Raw genomic sequence first — 19,346 nt, 5'->3', positions numbered from 1 at the left:
TTCTGTGAATGGAAGCTTTTATAAGGCCAGTCCTCTTTTTATCATTTCCGCTTCGTAGCATTTATACTGTGCTTTTGGAATTCTCATATAAGAAAACACTAATAAACCTGTAAAAAAGAAGTTAACAATATATCCTGTTCTTCCGGCAAACTTTTTAGTAGATACGTATCCTTTTTGTAGTTTAGTATCATCAAGCTTTACCAACCTTTTCGGAAGTTTCTTATGGACAACTTTATTTACAAGAAACCGCGTAAACAGGTCAAATAAAAAGAAAATTACTGCTACAATAGCTATAGCGAGCAATACATTTAAAAAAGCATTCATGTTTATCTATTTAATATGGATTATACAGTATTAATGGTTTGGGTTTTTATCTCACAATTCAAAACCAAAACTACCAATACTATTTTTACAAACAAAAATGTCTTGCGAAAGGTGTTTTTATATAATTGACCAACAGATCGTGCTATTCTACCAGCTCAACATATTCATGAAAGTTGTTAATAACAGATCTTTGTTTTTCGGAACCGGGCCACATCTGAATCTGTGACTCGTCTTTCATATCTGAAGATACATACAGCGACAGACCGTCGTGATAAGGTACCATATCATATCCCAGAAAAGTCCATTCCTCTCCTACCTTGTGAATACTGGAGTCATAATCCGAGAAACTTTTAATCACTCTATATCTGCTCCCTTTTTCTAAAAATAAATACTTTTTACCTACGTTTGATACATTGCTGTTATCCCAAGTCCCTATCTCAGGTTGGGTACTATCCAGCTGTACCAGTTTTTTGGAAACATTCTTGTAAGCATCTAAACTGCTTAAAAACATATTTAACCGACTCAATAAAAAAAATATTACTGCTATAAGAGCCATAGCAAGTAAAACCCCTAACAAAGCTTTCATACCTTCAATTTATATTATTAAAATTTATCCCAATACAAAGTCAGATCCCTGACTTTCATTTAAGCCATTGATTAATTACGGTAATGTCTATTTCTCATCCCCATGAATAAACAGATATACGTACCGTATCTTTTTAATAAATAGTCCGATTAATTTATAAGTAAATTGAATTAAAGCTAATAATTCTATGTAGTAATAGAATGTATTATAAGATGTATTTTCATTTCCATAGTGTTTTTATAAAATTCTTTAAAAAGTCCCTTTATCTACAAAATTAACGTCTTATTTTTAATTAACCAAATAATTATCAATTAATTATAATCTAAAAACTATTTTTTACAATTAAAATATTTCACAATAATAAGAATAATAATGAATTTTACAAAAACAAATAACAGAAAATCAACAACATATATTAAATTAAGAAATAATTCATTAAATATATTCACTTTTTTCATTTATAATATTTTATGATAACAAAAAAATAGATGTTCTAAATACTAAGCAACTTTAATCGCCTGCTAGAAAGCTTATTTGCAATTTAAAAGACTATTATAAAAATATTATTCACACATAATAGAAATATACTATCTTTGTAATAAATTTACACTATTATGAAAAACTCAATTATCCAATTGGCGGCAGCGGCTGCTATTTCTTTTACTTTTATTAACTGTTCTGGTGATTCGAAAAACTCTACAACTGCCAAATCTTTAGTTAATGATATAACTGAACAGGTATCCAGCTATAATGCAGTAGAATTCAATAACAGCATTATGATGGCCATCAATAACATTCAAACTGATCAAATAGCCATGAACAATGCTATGGCATCTGAAGATTACACAAAGGCAGGTGATATAAGAGCCACCTGGAGCAAAAACCTGGATGCTGCTATTGATAAAATTTCTAAAACGGAGCCAAGTGGAGATGGAGTAGAATTCAAAAATGCAGTATTAAAAAATCTGGAATCTTATAAAAGTATTGTTAATGATCAATATGTGAAACTTATAGAGATTAGAAAAAACAACGGAGATACTAATGAAGATACAGCCTTATTAGATGAAATCAATAACGGGTTAGAAAGTGTGCAAAATAATATTAATGATGCAGCTGATATTTTTCAGACAAAAGTAAATGCAGGAACAGAATAATAATACACATTATTTATAAAAAATGAGCAGCTTTAATTTTAAAAAGAGCTGCTCATTTTATTTTATGGAGAGCATACTGTAAAATATTCATAGAATTTTATCAATAGGCGAAAATATAAAACAAAAAAAGGAATAACTTTCGTTACTCCTTGTAGTAGCGGGAACCGGACTCGAACCGATGACCTTTGGGTTATGAGCCCAACGAGCTACCTACTGCTCCATCCCGCGATGTATTTTTGTGTACTTAAAAGTACTCTTGTAGCGAGGACACGACTCGAACGTGCGACCTCCGGGTTATGAGCCCGACGAGCTACCTACTGCTCTACCTCGCGATATATTGTTACAGAACGTACGACAAACGTTCTCTTAGTAGCGGGAACCGGACTCGAACCGATGACCTTTGGGTTATGAGCCCAACGAGCTACCTACTGCTCCATCCCGCGATATTGGACTGCAAATATACGACTTTTTTTCAAAAGTCCTAATTATTCTTGTAAATAAAGCGTTTTTACTAAAGCTATCGAATTATTCGTATCTTTGTATTATGGCAAAAATATTAAAAATATACCCCGAAAATCCACAGGAAAATCTTATTAATGAGGTTATTAAGACTTTAAATAACGGGGGCTTAATTATTTATCCCTCTGATACTGTGTATGCGTTGGGATGTAATATTTTTGATATTAAAGCTATGGAAAAGCTGGCACAGATTAAAAAGGTAAAGCTGGAAAAAGCCCAGTTCTCCATTATTTGTAATGATCTTAGCCATCTTTCCCATTTTACCAGACCTATTGAAACTTCTGTTTTCCGGTTTTTAAAAAGCCATCTTCCCGGATCTTTTACTTTCATCCTGGATGCTAACAAAAGTTTACCTCTGGCCTATAAAAATCATAAAACAATCGGTATCCGTGTCCCGGACCACCCTGTCCCGCAGCTTATTGTAGAAAAGCTTGGACATCCTATTGCTTCCACATCCATTAAAGATGAAGATGAAATCATTGAATATTCCACAGATCCCGAACTGATCGCAGAAAAATATGACCATCTGGTGGATATCGTTATTGATTCAGGCTATGGAGATAACATAGCTTCCACCATTGTGGATCTTACTTCCGGAGAACCCGAAATCATCAGACAGGGTAAGGGAATCCTTTAATTAAAACTTAGTTTTACATTCAGACTTTTATATGTTATGAAAATAATTACGTCACCTGCCAAGTTAATGAACGTTCAGAACGCTACGGATTTATTAAGAACTACAAGTCCCAGGTTTATTGACGATGCAGACTTTATACAATCTTTCCTAAAGCATAAATCTCCAAAGTATCTTTCCGAGCTGATGGAAATTTCACCGAAACTTGCTGATGAAAACTGGGAAAGAAATCAAAACTGGAAAGCCAATCCCAAGCCTAAAGAATCTGCTCCCGCCATGTTTGCCTTTACAGGAGAAGTATACCGAGGTTTAGATGCTAAGACACTTGATAAAGAAGCAGTAGATTATTTACAGAAAAATTACAGAATACTTTCCGGTTTGTATGGATTATTAAAGCCTTCAGATAAAGTAATGCTTTACCGGTTGGAAATGGGAAGACATTTTGAATTCGACCAATATAAGAACCTATATGAGTTCTGGACCGAAAAAATTACGGATCAGCTTAATTCTGAGATGAAAAAAACTGAAATCCTGCTGAATCTGGCCAGTAATGAATATGGTAAAGTCATCAACAGAAAAAAACTGAATCATAAGATTATTGATTTTGATTTCTATGAATTAAAGGATGGCAAACTGAAAACCATAGTCGTCTATACAAAACATGCCAGGGGACTCATGGTAAGGTTTTGTGCTGAAACCAATGCCAAGACTCTCAACGATGTAAAAGCATTCAACTATGAGGGATATATGATCGACGAAGAAAAATCTACGGACAGTAAACTGGTTTTTACAAGATAAATGACTATCCAGGAGCTTAAAAGATATTTCCAGACGGAACTCAATGATCTGTACACAGAATCTGAAACCCATTTTTTATATTCTGTTTTTATTCAGAAGATCATTGGTCTCAATTCCTTTCAGCAAAGGAATTTATCCCATCAGGAACTGCTCATAGATGATGAAAAGCAGATAAAAAACAGTATTATACAATTAAAAAGCGGCCGTCCTTATCAACAAGTTTTGGGCGAAACAGAATTTTTCGGAATGCATTTTTTTGTGGATGAAAATGTATTAATTCCCCGCCCGGAAACGGAAGAACTGCTGGAACTGGCCATTCAAAAAATCAAAAGTCATTCTTTTCCTTCTGATTCTATACAGGTTCTGGATATCGGTACGGGAAGCGGCATCATTCCTATTGTCCTCAAAAAACACTTTCCCCAAATAAAAGTCTATTCCATTGATACCTCAGAAAAAGCACTGGAAACCGCAAAAAAGAATGCCGCATTTCATGAGACTCCCATCCATTTTATTCATGATAACTATCTCGAAATGGACTTGGATCAGGTGTATGATATCATTATATCCAATCCCCCTTATATAGGTATAGATGAGGAACATGAAATAGCCGATTCCGTGAAAGAGTTTGAGCCTAAAATGGCACTTTTCTCACCCACTGAAGATCCTCTTATATTTTATAAGAAAATTGCAAGGGATACTGAAAAACATTTAGAAAAGAACGGCTTATTATTTTTAGAGATCAATCAAAAGCTTGGAGCAGAAACTTTAAATTTATATTCCTCCTCTTTATCGGAATTTGAACTGATAAAAGACCTGTCCGAGAATGACCGTTTCATCTACGGAAGAAAATAAAAAAACCGCTTCTCTTCGAAACGGTTTTGTTTTATACTGATTATCTGATTTTCTTTTTTACAAATATCTGATAAGCCAAATAAATCAAAGGCAGTGACATCACTCCTAAATAATACCAATTGCTGATGGCAAGCGCCGGATGTATGACAATGGAATACACCAATCCGAAAAAAGCTCCTCCAAGGTGGGCGGAATGTCCCAGATTATCCCACTGCTTAGGATTAAGCATCATGTATACAGAATATCCGAAATATAAAGTACCGAAGATCCATCCGGGCAGGAAGTTAACCTCAATCTCTTTGGGAGCCATTGCTATAGCAGCAAAAATAATTCCCGACACCGCTCCGGAAGCTCCAATAGCGGAATACCACGGCTGATTTTTATAAATAAGCAGACTGAACAGATTCCCGAGGATCATAGATCCGAAATAAATGATCAGGAAACCTATATTTCCAAAAAAGTAAAATACTATTCCCTGAAAGAAATACAGCGAAAGCATATTAAAAAAGAGATGCATAAAATCCGCATGTAAAAATGCCGAGCTTATAAGCCTGAAATATTCTTTTTTGGATTCAATGGCTGCAACGTTGAATTTATATTTTTCGAATAGTCCCACATTATTCATGCCCATATAACTGATGATACAGGTAGCTATTATAATGACTAAGACAATGGTATTCATATGTATTTTTTTAAATTTTTATTTTTCGTTTTCTCCTTCATTAAAGAGATCTCCAATAATTCCCCCTTCATCATCAATTCCCAAATCTCCTTCCTGTTCTTCATAGGATTCTATGATTTCCTCTTCCGGTTCAGGAACAGTAATATTAATGGCTTTTACCTTGAATTTGGTAAATTGGTTTCCTATGGCTTTAATTCCCTTTACAGCAATAAATTCATCGATATTAATAGTTTCAGCATCACGTTCCTTGCCTTTATCTTTAGCAAAAATAATTTCTGCAGTAGAGCCGTTAGCGACGATTACATTTTCTATAAATGATTTAGGATGTTCGGACGGCATGAAGTTCTGGACATTGGTATTGTTTTCCAGCAGGAACCTTTTAATGAAATAGATTTCTTTCTCACCATCATAATAAATACAGGTGATGGGAAGTTCCGGCTTCCATTTTTCCAGGATCAGGTATTCATCATCAAAACGGTTTCCTAGATCAAAGGTCACCAGCTTAGCTTCTCCATTAGAATTGACCGTTAATATTTTATCATCCCCTTTAAAGCTTCCCAACAGGCTTCCTCTTCCATCTGCATTAAGCCTTCTTACGGTATCATCAAACCATATTTTACGAGGGGCAAGCGTAGATACTCCTTCTTCTTTAAGATCTACTTTTTTAACCGCGTATTTGGTTACTAAATTCCCTTTGGAATCCCGCCCTTTAATAGCGAGCTCGGAGAAATCGATATCCATTTTATTTTTTCTGATCCTTGCATTCGGCTTCAAAAGAACCGTTACCGTTTCCGCTTCTCCGTTCGGGTTTGCTGAGAAATACAGAACTTCAGAGCCTTTTTTATCGGATGCCAGGGGATAATCAGTGTTTCGGGTAACTCCTGTTACCGAAAAACGCTTCATATAATACGGTCCTTCCCTACCTTCACGGTAGATCATATTATAAACCGTTCTTTTATCGTTCTTCTTCCAGACTGCCACATGCAGGATATCTTTTCCTATAAAGGTCTTGGCTTCCACTTTAACTACTTTCATGCTTCCGTCTTTGCGGAAAGTGATAATATCGTCTATATCGGAACAGTCAAATAAATATTCATCTCTTTTCAGAGAGGTTCCTATAAAGCCTTCTTCACGGTTTACATAGAATTTCTCATTGGCTACCGCCACTTTAGTTGCATCAATGGTATCGAAAATCCTAAGCTCGGTTTTTCTTTCTTTATCTTTTCCGTATTTCTTCTGGATATTAAGATAATAGTCAATAGCATAGGTGATCAGGTTTTCAAGATGATGCTTTACCTGTTCTATTTTTCCTTCTAATGAAGCTATATTTTCTTTGAATTTGTCAAGGTCAAACCTGGAAATCCTTTTAATCCTGATTTCGGTTAACTTTAAAATATCTTCTTCGGTGACTGCTCTCAGCAGATGCTTGGTATGAGGTTTCAGCCCTTTATCTATGGTTTTCAGAACATCTTCCCATGTCTTTACTTCTTCAATATCATGGTAAATCCTGTTTTCGATAAATATTCTTTCCAGGGAAGCAAAATGCCAGCTTTCCTGAAGCTCATGAAGTTCTATCTCCAATTCTTTTTTAAGTAATGATACGGTATGGTCCGTATTCATTTTTAAAATTTCGGAGACATTCAGGAACATCGGTTTATCTCCTACAATGACGCATGCATTGGGAGAAATGGTAACCTGGCAATCCGTAAATGCGTACAAGGCATCAATGGTCTTATCAGGTGAGACATCATTATGAAGATGAACAAGGATCTCGACCTTGTCGGAGGTATTGTCTTCAATCTTTTTAATCTTAATTTTCCCTTTTTCATTGGCTTTTAATATGGAATCTATTAAATCGCTCGTCGTTTTGGAAAAAGGAAGTTCGGAAATGACCAAAGTATGCTTATCCAACTGGGTTATTTTTGCCCTCGCTCTTACTTTTCCTCCTCTATGTCCGTCATTATATTCCGAAACATCGAGATATCCGGCGGTAATAAAATCAGGAAACAGTTCAAACTTCTTTCCTTTCAGATGGGCAACGGAAGCATTGATCAGCTCATTAAAATTATGGGGAAGAATCTTTGTTGATAGCCCTACCCCGATACCTTCCACTCCCTGTGCCAACAGCAAAGGAAATTTCACAGGTAAATCAACGGGCTCATTATTTCGTCCGTCATAAGATTTGACCCATTCGGTAGTTTTTGGATTGAAAACAACTTCAAGTGCAAAAGGGGTCAGCCGGGCTTCTATATACCTTGCAGCAGCGGCAGAGTCCCCGGTGTATATATTTCCCCAGTTTCCCTGTGTATCGATTAGTAGTTCTTTCTGTCCGATCTGCACCATAGCATCTGTAATGGAAGCATCACCATGAGGGTGATACTTCATGGTGTTTCCGACAATGTTCGCTACCTTATTATAACGTCCGTCCTCAAGCTCCCGCATGGAGTGCATGATTCTTCTTTGTACCGGCTTAAAGCCATCATATACCGACGGTATCGCCCTATCTAAAATTACATAAGATGCATAATCCAGAAACCAGTCTTTATAAAGACCGGAAACTTTTTTTAAGCTCTCACCTTCATGCGAGTATTCTTCTGTTGTCATTTACACTTACTACTTTTTTCTCACTATTTGCCTTAACTACTTTATTTAAAGAGAGTTTTAAGTCATTTATTTCCTTCTTTGTCAAATAAGAAATTTCATATTTAAGCATTGTAGAACCATTATTTTTACTGGAAATGGTTACATACAGTCTTTTAATGAAAAGCATATTTACAATTTCATAGCTGATGAACTTATATTTTGGAAATTCATCACTTAAAGGCCTGTCCAAAAAGGGAATGATATTTCTATTCTTAAAATTAAGAGCTTCTCCGTCACTATCATATTCAAAGACCTGCCTTCCCCGAAGGAGGAAAACAAAGATAATGACTAAAGGAACAATAATTAACAAATAACTTTCAATCCCTAAAATGTTAAATTTGTAACGTTCTAAAAAGAAACTGACAATTCCTCCTGCCAGCATCATGAATAACACTGTATTCACAAAGTTATACAAGGGAATTTTACTACGATTACTTAATCTCATACTTAATTATATCTGTGTTTGGTTTTTTTTAATTTTTACTCTTCAACTTCACTCAATATTTCTTTTTTATCAATATCAGGGTCTTCCACCACCAGATTTTCCAGAATAAATGTCTGCCTGTCCGGTGTATTTTTTCCCATATAAAATTCCAATAACTGATCAATTGTCTGATCTTTTCCTACTACAACGGGCTCGAGACGGATATCCTTTCCAATAAAATATTTAAATTCATCGGGCGAGATTTCCCCTAATCCTTTAAATCGTGTAATTTCAGGATTTTTTCCTAGTTCATTAAGAGCTTTGATTCTTTCCGCTTCGGAATAGCAGTATCGGGTTTCCTTTTTATTTCTCACCCTGAATAAAGGGGTCTGAAGAATATAAAGGTGTCCGTTTTTAATAACGTCAGGAAAAAACTGCAAGAAAAACGTAATCATTAAAAGGCGGATATGCATTCCGTCCACATCGGCATCTGTTGCAATAATTACCTGGTTATATCTTAAATCTTCAAGGCTTTCTTCAATATTTAAAGCGGCCTGCAGGAGATTAAATTCTTCGTTTTCATAGACCACTTTTTTGGTAAGCCCATAGCAGTTCAGCGGTTTCCCTTTTAAAGAGAATACAGCCTGTGTTTCCACGTCCCTTGATTTCGTTATGGAACCGGAAGCCGAATCCCCCTCCGTAATAAAGATTTGGGTTTCTGCTTTTCTTTCTGCTTTTTGATCGTTATAATGCTGGCGGCAGTCACGAAGTTTTTTATTGTGAAGAGAAACTTTTTTTGCTCTTTCCCTAGCTAACTTCTGGATTCCTGAAAGTTCTTTTCTTTCTCTTTCCGAGATAAGGATCTTTCTTTGGATAGCCTCTGCTATTTCCTGGTTTTTATGTAAAAAGTTATCTAATTTACTTTTCAGGAAATCTATAATGAACGTTCTCACGGTAGGACCTTCCGGCCCCATATCGTTAGATCCGAGTTTTGTTTTCGTCTGAGATTCAAAAACGGGTTCTTCCACATTGATGGAGATCGCTGCTATAATAGATTTTCTAATATCCGAAGCATCGAAATTCTTGTTAAAGAACTCACGGATTGTTTTTACATAAGCTTCCCGGAATGCATTTAAATGGGTTCCTCCCTGGGTGGTATTCTGTCCGTTTACGAATGAGAAATAAGTTTCCGTCTGGGATTTATCGGAATGGGTAATAGCTACCTCGATATCATTGTCTTTCAAATGAACGATCGGATACAGGATATCGCCTTCCAGCTCTTCTTCCAAAAGGTCTTTAAGTCCATTTTCCGAATAATAGGTTTCTCCGTTAAAAATGATTTTCAGACCCGGATTCAGATAAGCGTAGTTACGCAGCATTCTTTCTATGTATTCCTTGCGGTATTTGAAATTGAGAAAGATTTCCCCATCAGGAATAAAAGATATTTCCGTTCCGTTTCTGTCTGAGGTGTCCGTTTCGGAGTTGTCCTGGGTAATCATTCCACGGGAGAACTCGGCCTGCTTCATTTTTCCGTCACGAAAAGACCTTACTCTGAAATAATCGGAAAGGGCGTTTACTGCTTTGGTACCTACACCGTTCAGACCTACTGATTTTTTAAAGGCCTTACTATCATATTTACCCCCGGTATTCATTTTGGAAACGGCATCCACTACTTTTCCTAACGGAATTCCACGTCCGAAATCCCGGATTGTCATTTTACCGTCATCCAATTTGATTTCGATTCTCTTACCGGATCTCATTCTGAACTCATCAATAGAGTTATCAAGAATTTCTTTAAGCAAGATATAAATACCGTCATCAGCAGAAGATCCATCGCCAAGCTTCCCTATATACATACCGGGACGCAAACGAATGTGTTCCTGCCAATCAAGGGTTCTGATATTATCTTCTGAATAGATTGGGTTTATTTCCTGTGACATATGCTAATTTCCTCAAGTGTACAAAAATACAGATTTGGATAAAATTTTCCTAATACATCTTATCTCTTTTTTTCAATTTTACACTATCCACAGGATATTAAACACAAAATTTGATTCTGTTTGCTTTTTTACTCAAAAACAACAATAAACATATAATATTACTATTATGAAAAACATAAAATATTTAACATCATTAATAAAAATCAATAAACAGTGACTTTTTTTCAAATTTAACCTCATATTTTTTTTCTTCATTTATAAAAAATGCTTTAATTTCGATCTGCTTAAAAAATATTATTTTTAAATGGTACATCTTCCTTCTTCAAAGCTACCCAATGTGGGAACTACTATCTTTACTCAAATGACCCAATTGGCCAACCAGCATCAGGCTATTAATCTTTCTCAGGGATTTCCTGATTTCCTGCCGGATTCCGGATTACTTAGTTCCGTAGATCATTTTATAAAAAAAGGGTTTAACCAATATGCTCCATTGGGAGGAATGATCCCTCTGAAGGAAGCTATAGCGACGAAGATCGAAAAAAGCCATCAGACAGATTACCATCCAGATTCAGAAATTACGGTTACCGCAGGAGGTACCCAGGCCATCTTTACCGCTATTGCTACTTTTATACAAAAAGAGGATGAAGTTATTATTTTTGAACCTGCCTATGACTGTTATGAACCCACCGTGGAACTTTTCGGGGGAATTGTAAAACGTTTTGAAATGAAAGCTCCCGATTATTCTATCGATTGGAACGTCGTAAAAGGGCTGATCACGGAGAAAACCAAAATGATTATCCTGAATAATCCCAACAACCCTTCAGGAAAGGTATTTAAAGAAAATGATATTCAGGAGCTTATAAAAATAGTAAAAGATACTTCCATTCTTATCCTGAGTGATGAAGTGTATGAAAATATTACTTTTGACGGACGTGAGCATTTAAGCATATGCCGCTATCCGGAACTTAAAGAAAGAAGTCTTCTTATCGCTTCTTTTGGAAAGCTTTTTCATGTAACAGGCTGGAAAGTGGGTTATTGTGCGGCGCCAAAAGCTTTAACCGATGAATTCCGAAAGGTACACCAGTTTAACGTTTTCTGTGTCAATACGCCTGTACAACTGGCATTGGCTGAATACATGAAAAATGAAGAACATTATATCCATCTCAGTCAGTTTTTCCAAGAAAAAAGAGATTTTTTGAGAAAAGGTCTTTCTAACACGTCTTTCGGCATTTTGGACTGTGAAGGAACGTATTTCCAGGCCCTTACTTATGATAAAATTTCGGATAAAAATGATTTTGAATTTGCTACTGAACTTACCATTCGGCATAAGGTGGCAAGCGTTCCTTTTTCCGCTTTTTATAAAAACAGGCTCAATGAAAATGTAATCCGTCTGTGTTTTGCCAAAAAACAGGAAACCCTGGAGCAGGCACTGGAATTTTTAGCTAAAGTTTAATTACTATATCAATGGGGAAAGCAGTCTTGCCAAATGCTCAAAGAAGACTTTGGTTTTGGATCTTTTTCTCCATTGTTCCCATGTGATTTCTTCGCAGTCTTCCATATCAGCCAGGAAGATTTCCTCGAGCTTCTTATTGGTCTTTTGATCATATATAAGGGTATTCACCTCAAAATTAAGTTCCTGGCTGCGCACATCCATATTGGCTGTTCCTACGCTTGCAAAATGATCATCCACGATCATGGTTTTGGCATGGATAAAACCTTTTTTATAGAAGAAAATCCTTACTTTATTTTCTAGTAATTCTTCGTAATAGGAGTAAGCAGCAGCATTTACGATCACCGAATCTCCTGACTTCGGAACCATCAGCCGGACATCAAGCCCTGCCAGTGCCATTTGCTTTATTGCATTAATGATTGTTTCAACGGGTACAAAATAAGGCGTTACAATATAAATTTTCTTTCTGGCTGAAAGAATTGCCGAGTTGGTGCTCAACATGATCGCTGGATTGGTATCAGGTCCGCTTGCTGCTACCTGTAACAATTGATTTTCCGGACAGGAACCTTCATATCTAAAATAATCCCTTGAAATCTCAGGAAATTTTTCCGTCGCAAAAATCCAGTTGGTCCAGAATAAAAACTGAAAATAATAAGCCCCGCTTCCTTTAATATATAAATGAATATCCCTCCAGTACTGCCACGGGTTCGGGTTGATATATTTATCAGAAACATTGATTCCGCCTGTGAAGACTTCCCTTCCGTCTACAATAATAATCTTCCGGTGATCCCTGTAATTTCCCCTGTTGGCAAGAAGTTTAAATGTAATCTTATTGACCGGAGAGGTTTGCACTCCCCCTTCTTTCAATCTATTTAAAAGTTTTTTTCCTATTTTTCCGCTACCCATATCATCATAGAGAAAACGGATGATGACCCCTTCCTTCGCTTTCTGAATCAAAAGATCGGCAAGCCTGTTTCCGATTATATCATTGTCATAAATATAATATTCGAGATGAATATGATGGCGGGCATTTTTTAAAACCTCAAAGACTTTTTTAAATTTTTCTTCTCCGTTTACCAGGATTTCCACTTTATTTCCCTGGGTTAACGGGGAATAGGCAGCATTATATAAAAAGTTAATCATCGGAATAAAGCTTTCCACTTCCTCTGACCTTTCTGCTAAGGCTTTGTGATGAGTTTCCTGGATAAAGGTCTGGATTGCATTGTATACTTTTTCATTTCTTTCTATTTTAAAAGTATAAAACTTATTCTTCCTGTAATTGACTCCGAACACAAAATAAATGATGATTCCTACAATAGGTAAAAAGATAATCAACATGAGATAAGCCAGTGTCTTACTGGTGTTTTTGGTGTCCATGATGATTTTTGCTGACAGAAAAAAAATACCGGCGAAATACAGAATTTCAAATCCGAGAAGAATGTAGGGAAACTGGTTTAAAAACTCTTTAATCATAAGCATTGATAATTCCGTGAAATCCAATATTTACACTGATTAAAGATAAAAAAAGTAGCAGAATCCTGCTACTTTTATTTTTAAATATTCATTCCTCCTGAAACTTCAATTCGCTGTCCGTTGATCCAGGCTGCATCGTCGGTACATAAAAAAGCGATCACACCGCCTATATCTTCCGGCAGTCCTGCTCTACCTAATGCAGTTACTCCTGAAATAAAGGAATTAACTTCTTTATTATCCCTTGTTCTTCCTCCTCCGAAATCCGTTTCTATGGCACCCGGAGCCACTACATTTACTTTAATGCGTCTTGGCCCTAATTCTTTGGCCATATAACGGGTTAAAGTTTCAACACCGGATTTCATCGAAGCATATACCGACGAACCGGGAATGGTAAATCTTGCCAGCCCTGAAGAAACATTAATTATTCCCCCTCCATCATTAATGAACGGTAATAGTTTCTGACTCAGGAAAAATACTCCCTTGTAATGGATCATAAACATTTCATCCAGCTGCTCTTCCGTTGTTTCCGCAAACGGGGCATATAAAGCTGTTCCTGCATTATTAATGAGATAGTCGATATGGGTGTTTCCCGTTATAGTTTTCACATATCCCATAACTTCCTTCACAAAGCCATCAAAAGTTTTGCTATCTGTGGTGTCCAGCTGGAAGGCAGCAGCATTTACTCCCAGCGCCTGGATTTCTTCTACTGTTTTTTCTGCAGCTTCTTTATCTGATTTATAGGTAAGGATGATATCAATCCCTTTTTGGGCGATTTTAACAGCTGTATTTCTGCCGATACCACGGCTTCCTCCTGTTACTAATGCAATTTTTCTTTTCGTATTCATTGTTTTCATTATTTTATGATACAAATTTCTGTTATTTCCGGGGAAGATGATTTGCTTCAATCAATCCTATATTTGCAAAATTCAAATCAGGAACGAAATTCGAGCGGGGTAAATGTTGTTTTACGTTTAAAGAAATTGGAAAAATGAGCTATTTCTTCAAAGCCCAGCGCATAGGAAATCTCAGAAACATTCCACTGGGTTTGTCTGAGTAATATTTTCGCTTCCTGCACCATACGTTCAGCAATGAGTTCCGTGGTTGTTTTTCCTGTGCTTTCTTTCAGCTTTTTATTCAGATAATTAACATGTACCGATAACCTGTCGGCATAATCTTTTGCTGTTTTAAGCTGTAATCTCTGTTCTGAGGATTCTATGGGGAACTGCCTTTCCAATAACTCAATAAATAAGGAAACCACTCTCAGTGAGGCATCATGGGAGGTTGACAATTTGGTGGCCGGCTGAAGTTTCTGCCCGTAATGAATAAGCTCGAGTACATAATTTCTTATGAGGTCATATTTAAATATATAATCTGAAGCAATCTCCTTTTTTATTTTCTTAAACAGATCGTCTATTTCGTTGGCTAAGTCATCATCAATTTCAAAGACAGGATAGCTTCCTGGCTGAAACAGGGGTAAATCTTCCAATGAAGTCCGAGAATTATTTTTAATAAAGAAATCTTCTGTAAAAACACAGAAACTTCCGGACTGATCAGGTTCTTCCGGAACCCAATGATAAGGAACCTTAGGCGTTGCAAATAATAAGGCATTCTGCTGTATGGAAATTACTTTATCTGCATATTCCGCCCTGTTCTTTCCTCTTATCAGGCTTATTTTATAATATTTTCTCCTGTTATAGGGCATCTCTGCCGTCGTTTTTACTTTTTCGATCGTCTGGGCAATATCAAAGACATTGAAATGTCCGATATCTTTGTGAAGACCTTTGGGGAAAATACTTTCTATATCTTTTCCCAGTTTATCCGACATTTCTTTATAAAAATCATCTAACGAGGTATGAGCAATCTTTTCCATGGGGGGGGGCATTTGTATAATTCAAATGTACGAATTGATTTTTATTGAAAAAGGGGTTAGGAGGGAAAATGGGAGTGGGTTTGGAAAATATGAGATTCTTCGCTTCATTGCATTGCGCTCTGAATGACAGGGGGAATGTGGGTGAGTTTTAAAGCTTGTAGGAGGCGGTCTGGTATGTTAGAATAAATAAAAAACGCTTCCACCAATTTATGAAAGCGTTTTTTGAACTATTTAACTTTAATATATTTTATACATTGAATCGGAAGTGCATAATATCGCCATCCTGAACGATATATTCTTTTCCTTCCACAGAAAGCTTTCCTGCTTCTTTTACTTTTACTTCGGAACCGTAAGTGATATAGTCATCGTATTTGATAACTTCCGCACGGATGAATCCTTTTTCAAAGTCGGTGTGGATTACTCCGGCTGCCTGTGGTGCCGTCCATCCTTTTCCGATCGTCCATGCTCTTACTTCTTTTACTCCGGCTGTGAAGTAGGTTTGAAGTTTTAATAAATCGTAAGCTTTTCTAATCAGACGGTTTACACCCGGTTCTTCCAAACCAAGTTCTTCAAGGAAAATCTGTCTTTCTTCGAATGTTTCGAGTTCATTGATGTCAGCTTCAATCTGTGCTGCCAAAACCACTACTTCCGCTCCTTCATTTTTAGCCATTTCTTCTATTTTACCGATCCACTCATTTCCGTTTTTAATGGAGTTTTCATCTACATTACATACATACAGAACGGGTTTTTTGGTCAATAGCTGAACTTCATCAATAATCGTCTTCGTTAAATCATCTACAGGAAATTCTCTGGCATTTTTTCCGTCCTCAATGAACTGTTGCAGCTTCTGAAGGGTTTCGTAGGTAAGGATATCTTCTTTTTTTCCAGATTTAATGAACTTTTTAGCTTTTTCAACGGCTTTTCCTACCGCTTCCAGATCTTTAAGCTGAAGTTCAATATCAATAATTTCTTTATCTCTCAGAGGATCTACCGAACCTTCCACGTGAACAATATTTCCATTTTCAAAACATCTTAAAACATGGATGATCGCTTCACATTCGCGGATATTGGCAAGAAACTGGTTCCCCAGCCCTTCTCCTTTGCTTGCACCTTTTACAAGGCCTGCAATATCTACAATTTCCACTACTGCGGGTAATACTCTTTCGGGTTTTACGATCTTTTCGAGTTCAAATAATCTCTGATCCGGTACAGAAACTGTTCCTAAATTAGGTTCAATGGTACAGAAAGGATAGTTAGCTGATTGAGCTTTAGCATTGCTTAAACAGTTAAAAAGGGTTGATTTACCGACATTGGGTAAGCCTACGATTCCACATTTCATATCGTTAGATTCAAAGATTAATGTTCAAAATTTTAAGTTCGCTTCCTTTATTCATAAGGAAAAACGGATGAAAAGTCCAGACTGCATTTAAAAATGGAAGTCTTAACTTTCAGCGTGCAAAGATAGTGATTTTGAGGTGAGTTTCATAACAAAAAAATCCGCCAGTTTCCTGACAGATTTCTAATAGTTTATTTTTTTAATGATTTTAAGGATTATCTGCGGTGGCATCCTGGGCCAGCGGGGCTTCATCCGGTGCCTGTTCCAATGCTTTATCCAGTGTGAATAAGGATTCATCGGTAGCTCTGTCCCCTCCTGCTATTTTAAGCTTATCTATAAGATCCTGAGCTAAGGTTTCTTCTTCCACCTGTTCTTTAACAAACCACTGTAAGAAATTCCAGGTAGCCCAGTCTTTTTCTTCCATGGATTTATCTACAATACTATAAATAGCAGTCGTATTATCTACTTCATGTCTGAAAACCCCATCAAAACAGGCGGACAGGGATTCAGGGTCTTCCGGAGGTGCCGGAATTGCTTCTACTTTTGGTTTTCCTCCTCTATTAAGAACATATTCCATGAATTTAATGGAATGATTGCGTTCTTCCTGAGCGTGTCTGAACAGAAACTTGGCAATTCCCTGGTAACCTCTGTCATCCGCCCAAATTCCATAGGATAAAAAAACATGAGCTGCATGAATTTCCTTATTCATCTGATCGCTTAATGCCTTTTCCATTGATTCGGAAAGTCTTTTCGTATTCATAATATGATTTTTTGTGATTAGGTCATAAATGATGCAAAAATGATTCCGATAAAGATTTATTATTTAATAATTGATACTAAATATCTCACCTAAACAACTACAATTCAATATTTTAAGAACATAATTTATAGTTATTCTAAAATAAAAACCGGCTCACAAGTGAGCCGGTTTCGGTATAATGATATATTCAGATTCTTTTATTTAATCTTCCTGGCGAGGTAATCACTTTCGTTCCCCAGCCTGTCTATAGCTTTGATAGCTACGGCATTTAAAGTTTTTCCATCTTTATGTTTCGGAATTTCTTTGGACAGGGTTTCCAGATTTAAAATTTCTGTTTCCCAAATTCCGTTATACTGGGTGAACAGTACCCACTGGAATACTTTACCAATTTCTTTATTACTCCAGCTGGCTCTTGCAAAGCTTCCGTTGTCGGTGATGAATAAAGTCGGCTGGGATAAAGGCTGGGCTTTAATCCACGGACTTTTTGGTATCAATGCTTTTTCTTTGTAAGGTCCGTTTCTTAAGGTGCTTAACATGGCAGGGCTTTTTGATAATCCCGCTATGCTCCAATGGATTTCTCCCGCATCCTTATTCAGGATCTGCCGGGTAATTTCAATCTGGTTCTTGATTTCCGAAGGACGGTCTGAAACTTTGACCTCCACCGTATTTAATCCCGGCCAAAGATGGCGGTTCATGGTATTTTCAGATTTCCACCAGTTCAGTAAAGGCTCAAATCCCTGCCCTTTGGAACTGATCGGCCAATAGAGCTGTGGAGAGAAATAATCAATCCATCCTTTGTTCAGCCATAGTTTTGCATCTGCATACAGCTCATCATATTGTGAGGAACCTACAATTCCTTCCGGATATCCGGGTTTCCAAATTCCAAACGGACTGATCCCGAATTTCACATATTCTTTTTCGGCATGAATTTCTTTATAGATCCTTTCTACGAATTTATTGACGTTATCTCTTCTCCAGTCTGCCCTGGAAAGACTTCCCCCACTGTTTACATAAGCTCTCCATGATGCATGGTCCGGGAAATCTGCTCCTCTGTTATAGGTAGCATACGGATAAAAGTAATCGTCAAAGTGGATGGCATCAATATCATATCTTGTGACAATATCTTTCACGACATTGGAAACATGTCCCTGTGTTTTGGGATTAGCAGGATCGAACCAATACATTCCGTTTTTTAAACGTACTACAATATCCGGAAGTTTATTCACCATGGACTGACTGGTAACCGACCCTCCATTGGTATGGTGTGCGCGGTAAGGATTGAGCCACACATGAAGTTCAAGCCCTCTTTTGTGAGCTTCCTCCACCCAGAACTGCAAAGGGTCATAGTTCGGGTAAGGACTTCTTCCCGTTTCTCCTGTAAGAAAGTAAGACCAGGGCTCCAATGAGCTTGTATACAGGGCATCTGCCGACGGGCGTACCTGGAATATCACGGCATTGAAGTTATTGTCTTTAAGCATATCCAGCATACTGATCGCTTCTGCTTTTTGCTCTTCTGCGGACAGGGTATTTTTGGAAGGCCAGTTGATATTGGCCACACTTGCCACCCATGCTCCCCTGAATTCACGTTTGATTTCAGGAAGGTTAACTTTGAACACTTCTTCTACGGGCGGAGTTACAGGTTTATTTGCACTGGCAGGTTCTTTTGTTTTAGATACTGTTTTAACCGGTTGTTTAGGGCTGGTTTTATTTGGAGTTGTTTTTACATTATTCTGAACGGAGCAGGAAGCCAAAGTTCCCAACAGCAGGATAAGTTTTATTTGATTTAATTTCATAATTTGAGTAAAAGCACAATTTTAAAAAGTGCAAATTTATAAACTTGAAATAAAAGATCGGGCAATTAATTCTATTTAAATTGAATTCTTTTCTCTGAAAAATTAATT

General features: G+C 36.8%; 17 protein-coding genes and 3 tRNA genes. 5 read left to right on the top strand and 15 right to left on the bottom strand.

Features of this window, described 5'->3' with window-relative positions; genetic code table 11:
- Window positions 1-18: 18 nt before the first annotated feature.
- Both ABJ974_RS06820 and ABJ974_RS06815 read right to left on the bottom strand, forming a co-directional pair.
- Window positions 19-324 (bottom strand): hypothetical protein, encoded by a 306-nt coding sequence (locus tag ABJ974_RS06820; protein WP_419870632.1) that lies wholly within the window; start codon window positions 322-324, stop codon window positions 19-21.
- Between the two features lie 142 nt (window positions 325-466).
- Window positions 467-910, bottom strand: coding sequence for a DUF3601 domain-containing protein (locus ABJ974_RS06815; RefSeq protein WP_419870631.1), 444 nt, complete (start codon window positions 908-910; stop codon window positions 467-469).
- A 614-nt stretch (window positions 911-1,524) separates the two neighbouring features.
- Here ABJ974_RS06815 and ABJ974_RS06810 point away from each other — a divergent pair.
- On the top strand, window positions 1,525-2,064 hold the full coding sequence (locus ABJ974_RS06810) for an LIC11966 family surface protein (RefSeq protein WP_419870630.1): 540 nt from the start codon (window positions 1,525-1,527) through the stop codon (window positions 2,062-2,064).
- A gap of 155 nt (window positions 2,065-2,219) precedes the next feature.
- On the opposite strand, the gene ABJ974_RS06805 is transcribed toward ABJ974_RS06810, so the two are convergent.
- The 3 genes from ABJ974_RS06805 to ABJ974_RS06795 all read right to left on the bottom strand — a co-directional run bounded on the left by ABJ974_RS06805 (window position 2,220) and on the right by ABJ974_RS06795 (window position 2,507).
- A tRNA-Met gene (locus ABJ974_RS06805) sits at window positions 2,220-2,292 on the bottom strand.
- A 31-nt stretch (window positions 2,293-2,323) separates the two neighbouring features.
- Window positions 2,324-2,396, bottom strand: a tRNA-Met gene (locus ABJ974_RS06800).
- Between the two features lie 38 nt (window positions 2,397-2,434).
- A tRNA-Met gene (locus ABJ974_RS06795) sits at window positions 2,435-2,507 on the bottom strand.
- Between the two features lie 101 nt (window positions 2,508-2,608).
- On the opposite strand from ABJ974_RS06795, the gene ABJ974_RS06790 reads away from it, so the two are divergent.
- The 3 genes from ABJ974_RS06790 to prmC are packed head-to-tail and all read left to right on the top strand — an operon-like array spanning window position 2,609 to window position 4,867.
- Window positions 2,609-3,220: an L-threonylcarbamoyladenylate synthase gene (locus tag ABJ974_RS06790; protein WP_419870629.1), complete on the top strand. Its 612-nt coding sequence runs from the start codon at window positions 2,609-2,611 to the stop codon at window positions 3,218-3,220.
- A 36-nt stretch (window positions 3,221-3,256) separates the two neighbouring features.
- On the top strand, window positions 3,257-4,015 hold the full coding sequence (gene yaaA, locus ABJ974_RS06785) for a peroxide stress protein YaaA (RefSeq protein WP_419870628.1): 759 nt from the start codon (window positions 3,257-3,259) through the stop codon (window positions 4,013-4,015).
- Window positions 4,016-4,867, top strand: coding sequence for a peptide chain release factor N(5)-glutamine methyltransferase (prmC, locus tag ABJ974_RS06780; RefSeq protein WP_419870627.1), 852 nt, complete (start codon window positions 4,016-4,018; stop codon window positions 4,865-4,867).
- A gap of 40 nt (window positions 4,868-4,907) precedes the next feature.
- On the opposite strand, the gene ABJ974_RS06775 is transcribed toward prmC, so the two are convergent.
- The 4 genes from ABJ974_RS06775 to ABJ974_RS06760 all read right to left on the bottom strand — a co-directional run bounded on the left by ABJ974_RS06775 (window position 4,908) and on the right by ABJ974_RS06760 (window position 10,556).
- Window positions 4,908-5,549: a rhomboid family intramembrane serine protease gene (locus tag ABJ974_RS06775; protein WP_419870626.1), complete on the bottom strand. Its 642-nt coding sequence runs from the start codon at window positions 5,547-5,549 to the stop codon at window positions 4,908-4,910.
- 18 nt (window positions 5,550-5,567) lie between these two features.
- On the bottom strand, window positions 5,568-8,153 hold the full coding sequence (locus ABJ974_RS06770; RefSeq protein WP_419870625.1) for a DNA gyrase/topoisomerase IV subunit A: 2,586 nt from the start codon (window positions 8,151-8,153) through the stop codon (window positions 5,568-5,570).
- Window positions 8,128-8,595, bottom strand: coding sequence for a hypothetical protein (locus ABJ974_RS06765; protein ID WP_419870624.1), 468 nt, complete (start codon window positions 8,593-8,595; stop codon window positions 8,128-8,130). The genes ABJ974_RS06770 and ABJ974_RS06765 overlap by 26 nt, the downstream gene beginning before the upstream one ends.
- A gap of 77 nt (window positions 8,596-8,672) precedes the next feature.
- On the bottom strand, window positions 8,673-10,556 hold the full coding sequence (locus ABJ974_RS06760) for a DNA topoisomerase IV subunit B (protein WP_419870623.1): 1,884 nt from the start codon (window positions 10,554-10,556) through the stop codon (window positions 8,673-8,675).
- Window positions 10,557-10,860: 304 nt separating this feature from the next.
- Here ABJ974_RS06760 and ABJ974_RS06755 point away from each other — a divergent pair, with 304 nt between their 5' ends.
- Window positions 10,861-12,009, top strand: a complete 1,149-nt coding sequence (locus tag ABJ974_RS06755; RefSeq protein WP_419870622.1) for a methionine aminotransferase — start codon at window positions 10,861-10,863, stop codon at window positions 12,007-12,009.
- Between the two features lie 3 nt (window positions 12,010-12,012).
- On the opposite strand, the gene cls is transcribed toward ABJ974_RS06755, so the two are convergent.
- From cls to ABJ974_RS06725, 6 genes are all read right to left on the bottom strand, one after another.
- Window positions 12,013-13,383 carry a cardiolipin synthase gene (gene cls, locus ABJ974_RS06750; RefSeq protein ID WP_419870621.1) on the bottom strand — a complete coding sequence of 457 codons (1,371 nt, stop codon included), beginning with the start codon at window positions 13,381-13,383 and terminating at the stop codon, window positions 12,013-12,015.
- A gap of 176 nt (window positions 13,384-13,559) precedes the next feature.
- Window positions 13,560-14,324, bottom strand: coding sequence for an SDR family NAD(P)-dependent oxidoreductase (locus tag ABJ974_RS06745; protein ID WP_419870620.1), 765 nt, complete (start codon window positions 14,322-14,324; stop codon window positions 13,560-13,562).
- 86 nt (window positions 14,325-14,410) lie between these two features.
- Window positions 14,411-15,349: a helix-turn-helix domain-containing protein gene (locus tag ABJ974_RS06740; RefSeq protein WP_419870619.1), complete on the bottom strand. Its 939-nt coding sequence runs from the start codon at window positions 15,347-15,349 to the stop codon at window positions 14,411-14,413.
- Window positions 15,350-15,596: 247 nt separating this feature from the next.
- Window positions 15,597-16,688 carry a redox-regulated ATPase YchF gene (gene ychF, locus ABJ974_RS06735; protein ID WP_419870618.1) on the bottom strand — a complete coding sequence of 364 codons (1,092 nt, stop codon included), beginning with the start codon at window positions 16,686-16,688 and terminating at the stop codon, window positions 15,597-15,599.
- Between the two features lie 205 nt (window positions 16,689-16,893).
- Entirely contained in the window at window positions 16,894-17,445 is a 552-nt protein-coding gene (locus ABJ974_RS06730) for a ferritin (RefSeq protein WP_419870617.1), read from the bottom strand.
- 197 nt (window positions 17,446-17,642) lie between these two features.
- On the bottom strand, window positions 17,643-19,238 hold the full coding sequence (locus ABJ974_RS06725) for a glycoside hydrolase family 10 protein (RefSeq protein WP_419870616.1): 1,596 nt from the start codon (window positions 19,236-19,238) through the stop codon (window positions 17,643-17,645).
- Between the last annotated feature and the right edge of the window lie 108 nt (window positions 19,239-19,346).

The organism is Chryseobacterium sp. CT-SW4 (assembly GCF_048572715.1).
In the GTDB taxonomy this organism is placed as follows: domain Bacteria; phylum Bacteroidota; class Bacteroidia; order Flavobacteriales; family Weeksellaceae; genus Chryseobacterium.
This window is presented reverse-complemented; position numbering and strand designations above follow the sequence as displayed.

Coding starts and splice junctions, on each gene's coding strand:
- ABJ974_RS06820 (WP_419870632.1), bottom strand. CDS start 324: ATGAATGCTTTTTTAAATGTATTGCTCGCTATAGCTATTGTAGCAGTA.
- ABJ974_RS06815 (WP_419870631.1), bottom strand. CDS start 910: ATGAAAGCTTTGTTAGGGGTTTTACTTGCTATGGCTCTTATAGCAGTA.
- ABJ974_RS06810 (WP_419870630.1), top strand. CDS start 1,525: ATGAAAAACTCAATTATCCAATTGGCGGCAGCGGCTGCTATTTCTTTT.
- ABJ974_RS06790 (WP_419870629.1), top strand. CDS start 2,609: ATGGCAAAAATATTAAAAATATACCCCGAAAATCCACAGGAAAATCTT.
- yaaA (WP_419870628.1), top strand. CDS start 3,257: ATGAAAATAATTACGTCACCTGCCAAGTTAATGAACGTTCAGAACGCT.
- prmC (WP_419870627.1), top strand. CDS start 4,016: ATGACTATCCAGGAGCTTAAAAGATATTTCCAGACGGAACTCAATGAT.
- ABJ974_RS06775 (WP_419870626.1), bottom strand. CDS start 5,549: ATGAATACCATTGTCTTAGTCATTATAATAGCTACCTGTATCATCAGT.
- ABJ974_RS06770 (WP_419870625.1), bottom strand. CDS start 8,153: ATGACAACAGAAGAATACTCGCATGAAGGTGAGAGCTTAAAAAAAGTT.
- ABJ974_RS06760 (WP_419870623.1), bottom strand. CDS start 10,556: ATGTCACAGGAAATAAACCCAATCTATTCAGAAGATAATATCAGAACC.
- ABJ974_RS06755 (WP_419870622.1), top strand. CDS start 10,861: ATGGTACATCTTCCTTCTTCAAAGCTACCCAATGTGGGAACTACTATC.
- cls (WP_419870621.1), bottom strand. CDS start 13,383: ATGGACACCAAAAACACCAGTAAGACACTGGCTTATCTCATGTTGATT.
- ABJ974_RS06745 (WP_419870620.1), bottom strand. CDS start 14,324: ATGAATACGAAAAGAAAAATTGCATTAGTAACAGGAGGAAGCCGTGGT.
- ABJ974_RS06740 (WP_419870619.1), bottom strand. CDS start 15,349: ATGGAAAAGATTGCTCATACCTCGTTAGATGATTTTTATAAAGAAATG.
- ychF (WP_419870618.1), bottom strand. CDS start 16,688: ATGAAATGTGGAATCGTAGGCTTACCCAATGTCGGTAAATCAACCCTT.
- ABJ974_RS06730 (WP_419870617.1), bottom strand. CDS start 17,445: ATGAATACGAAAAGACTTTCCGAATCAATGGAAAAGGCATTAAGCGAT.
- ABJ974_RS06725 (WP_419870616.1), bottom strand. CDS start 19,238: ATGAAATTAAATCAAATAAAACTTATCCTGCTGTTGGGAACTTTGGCT.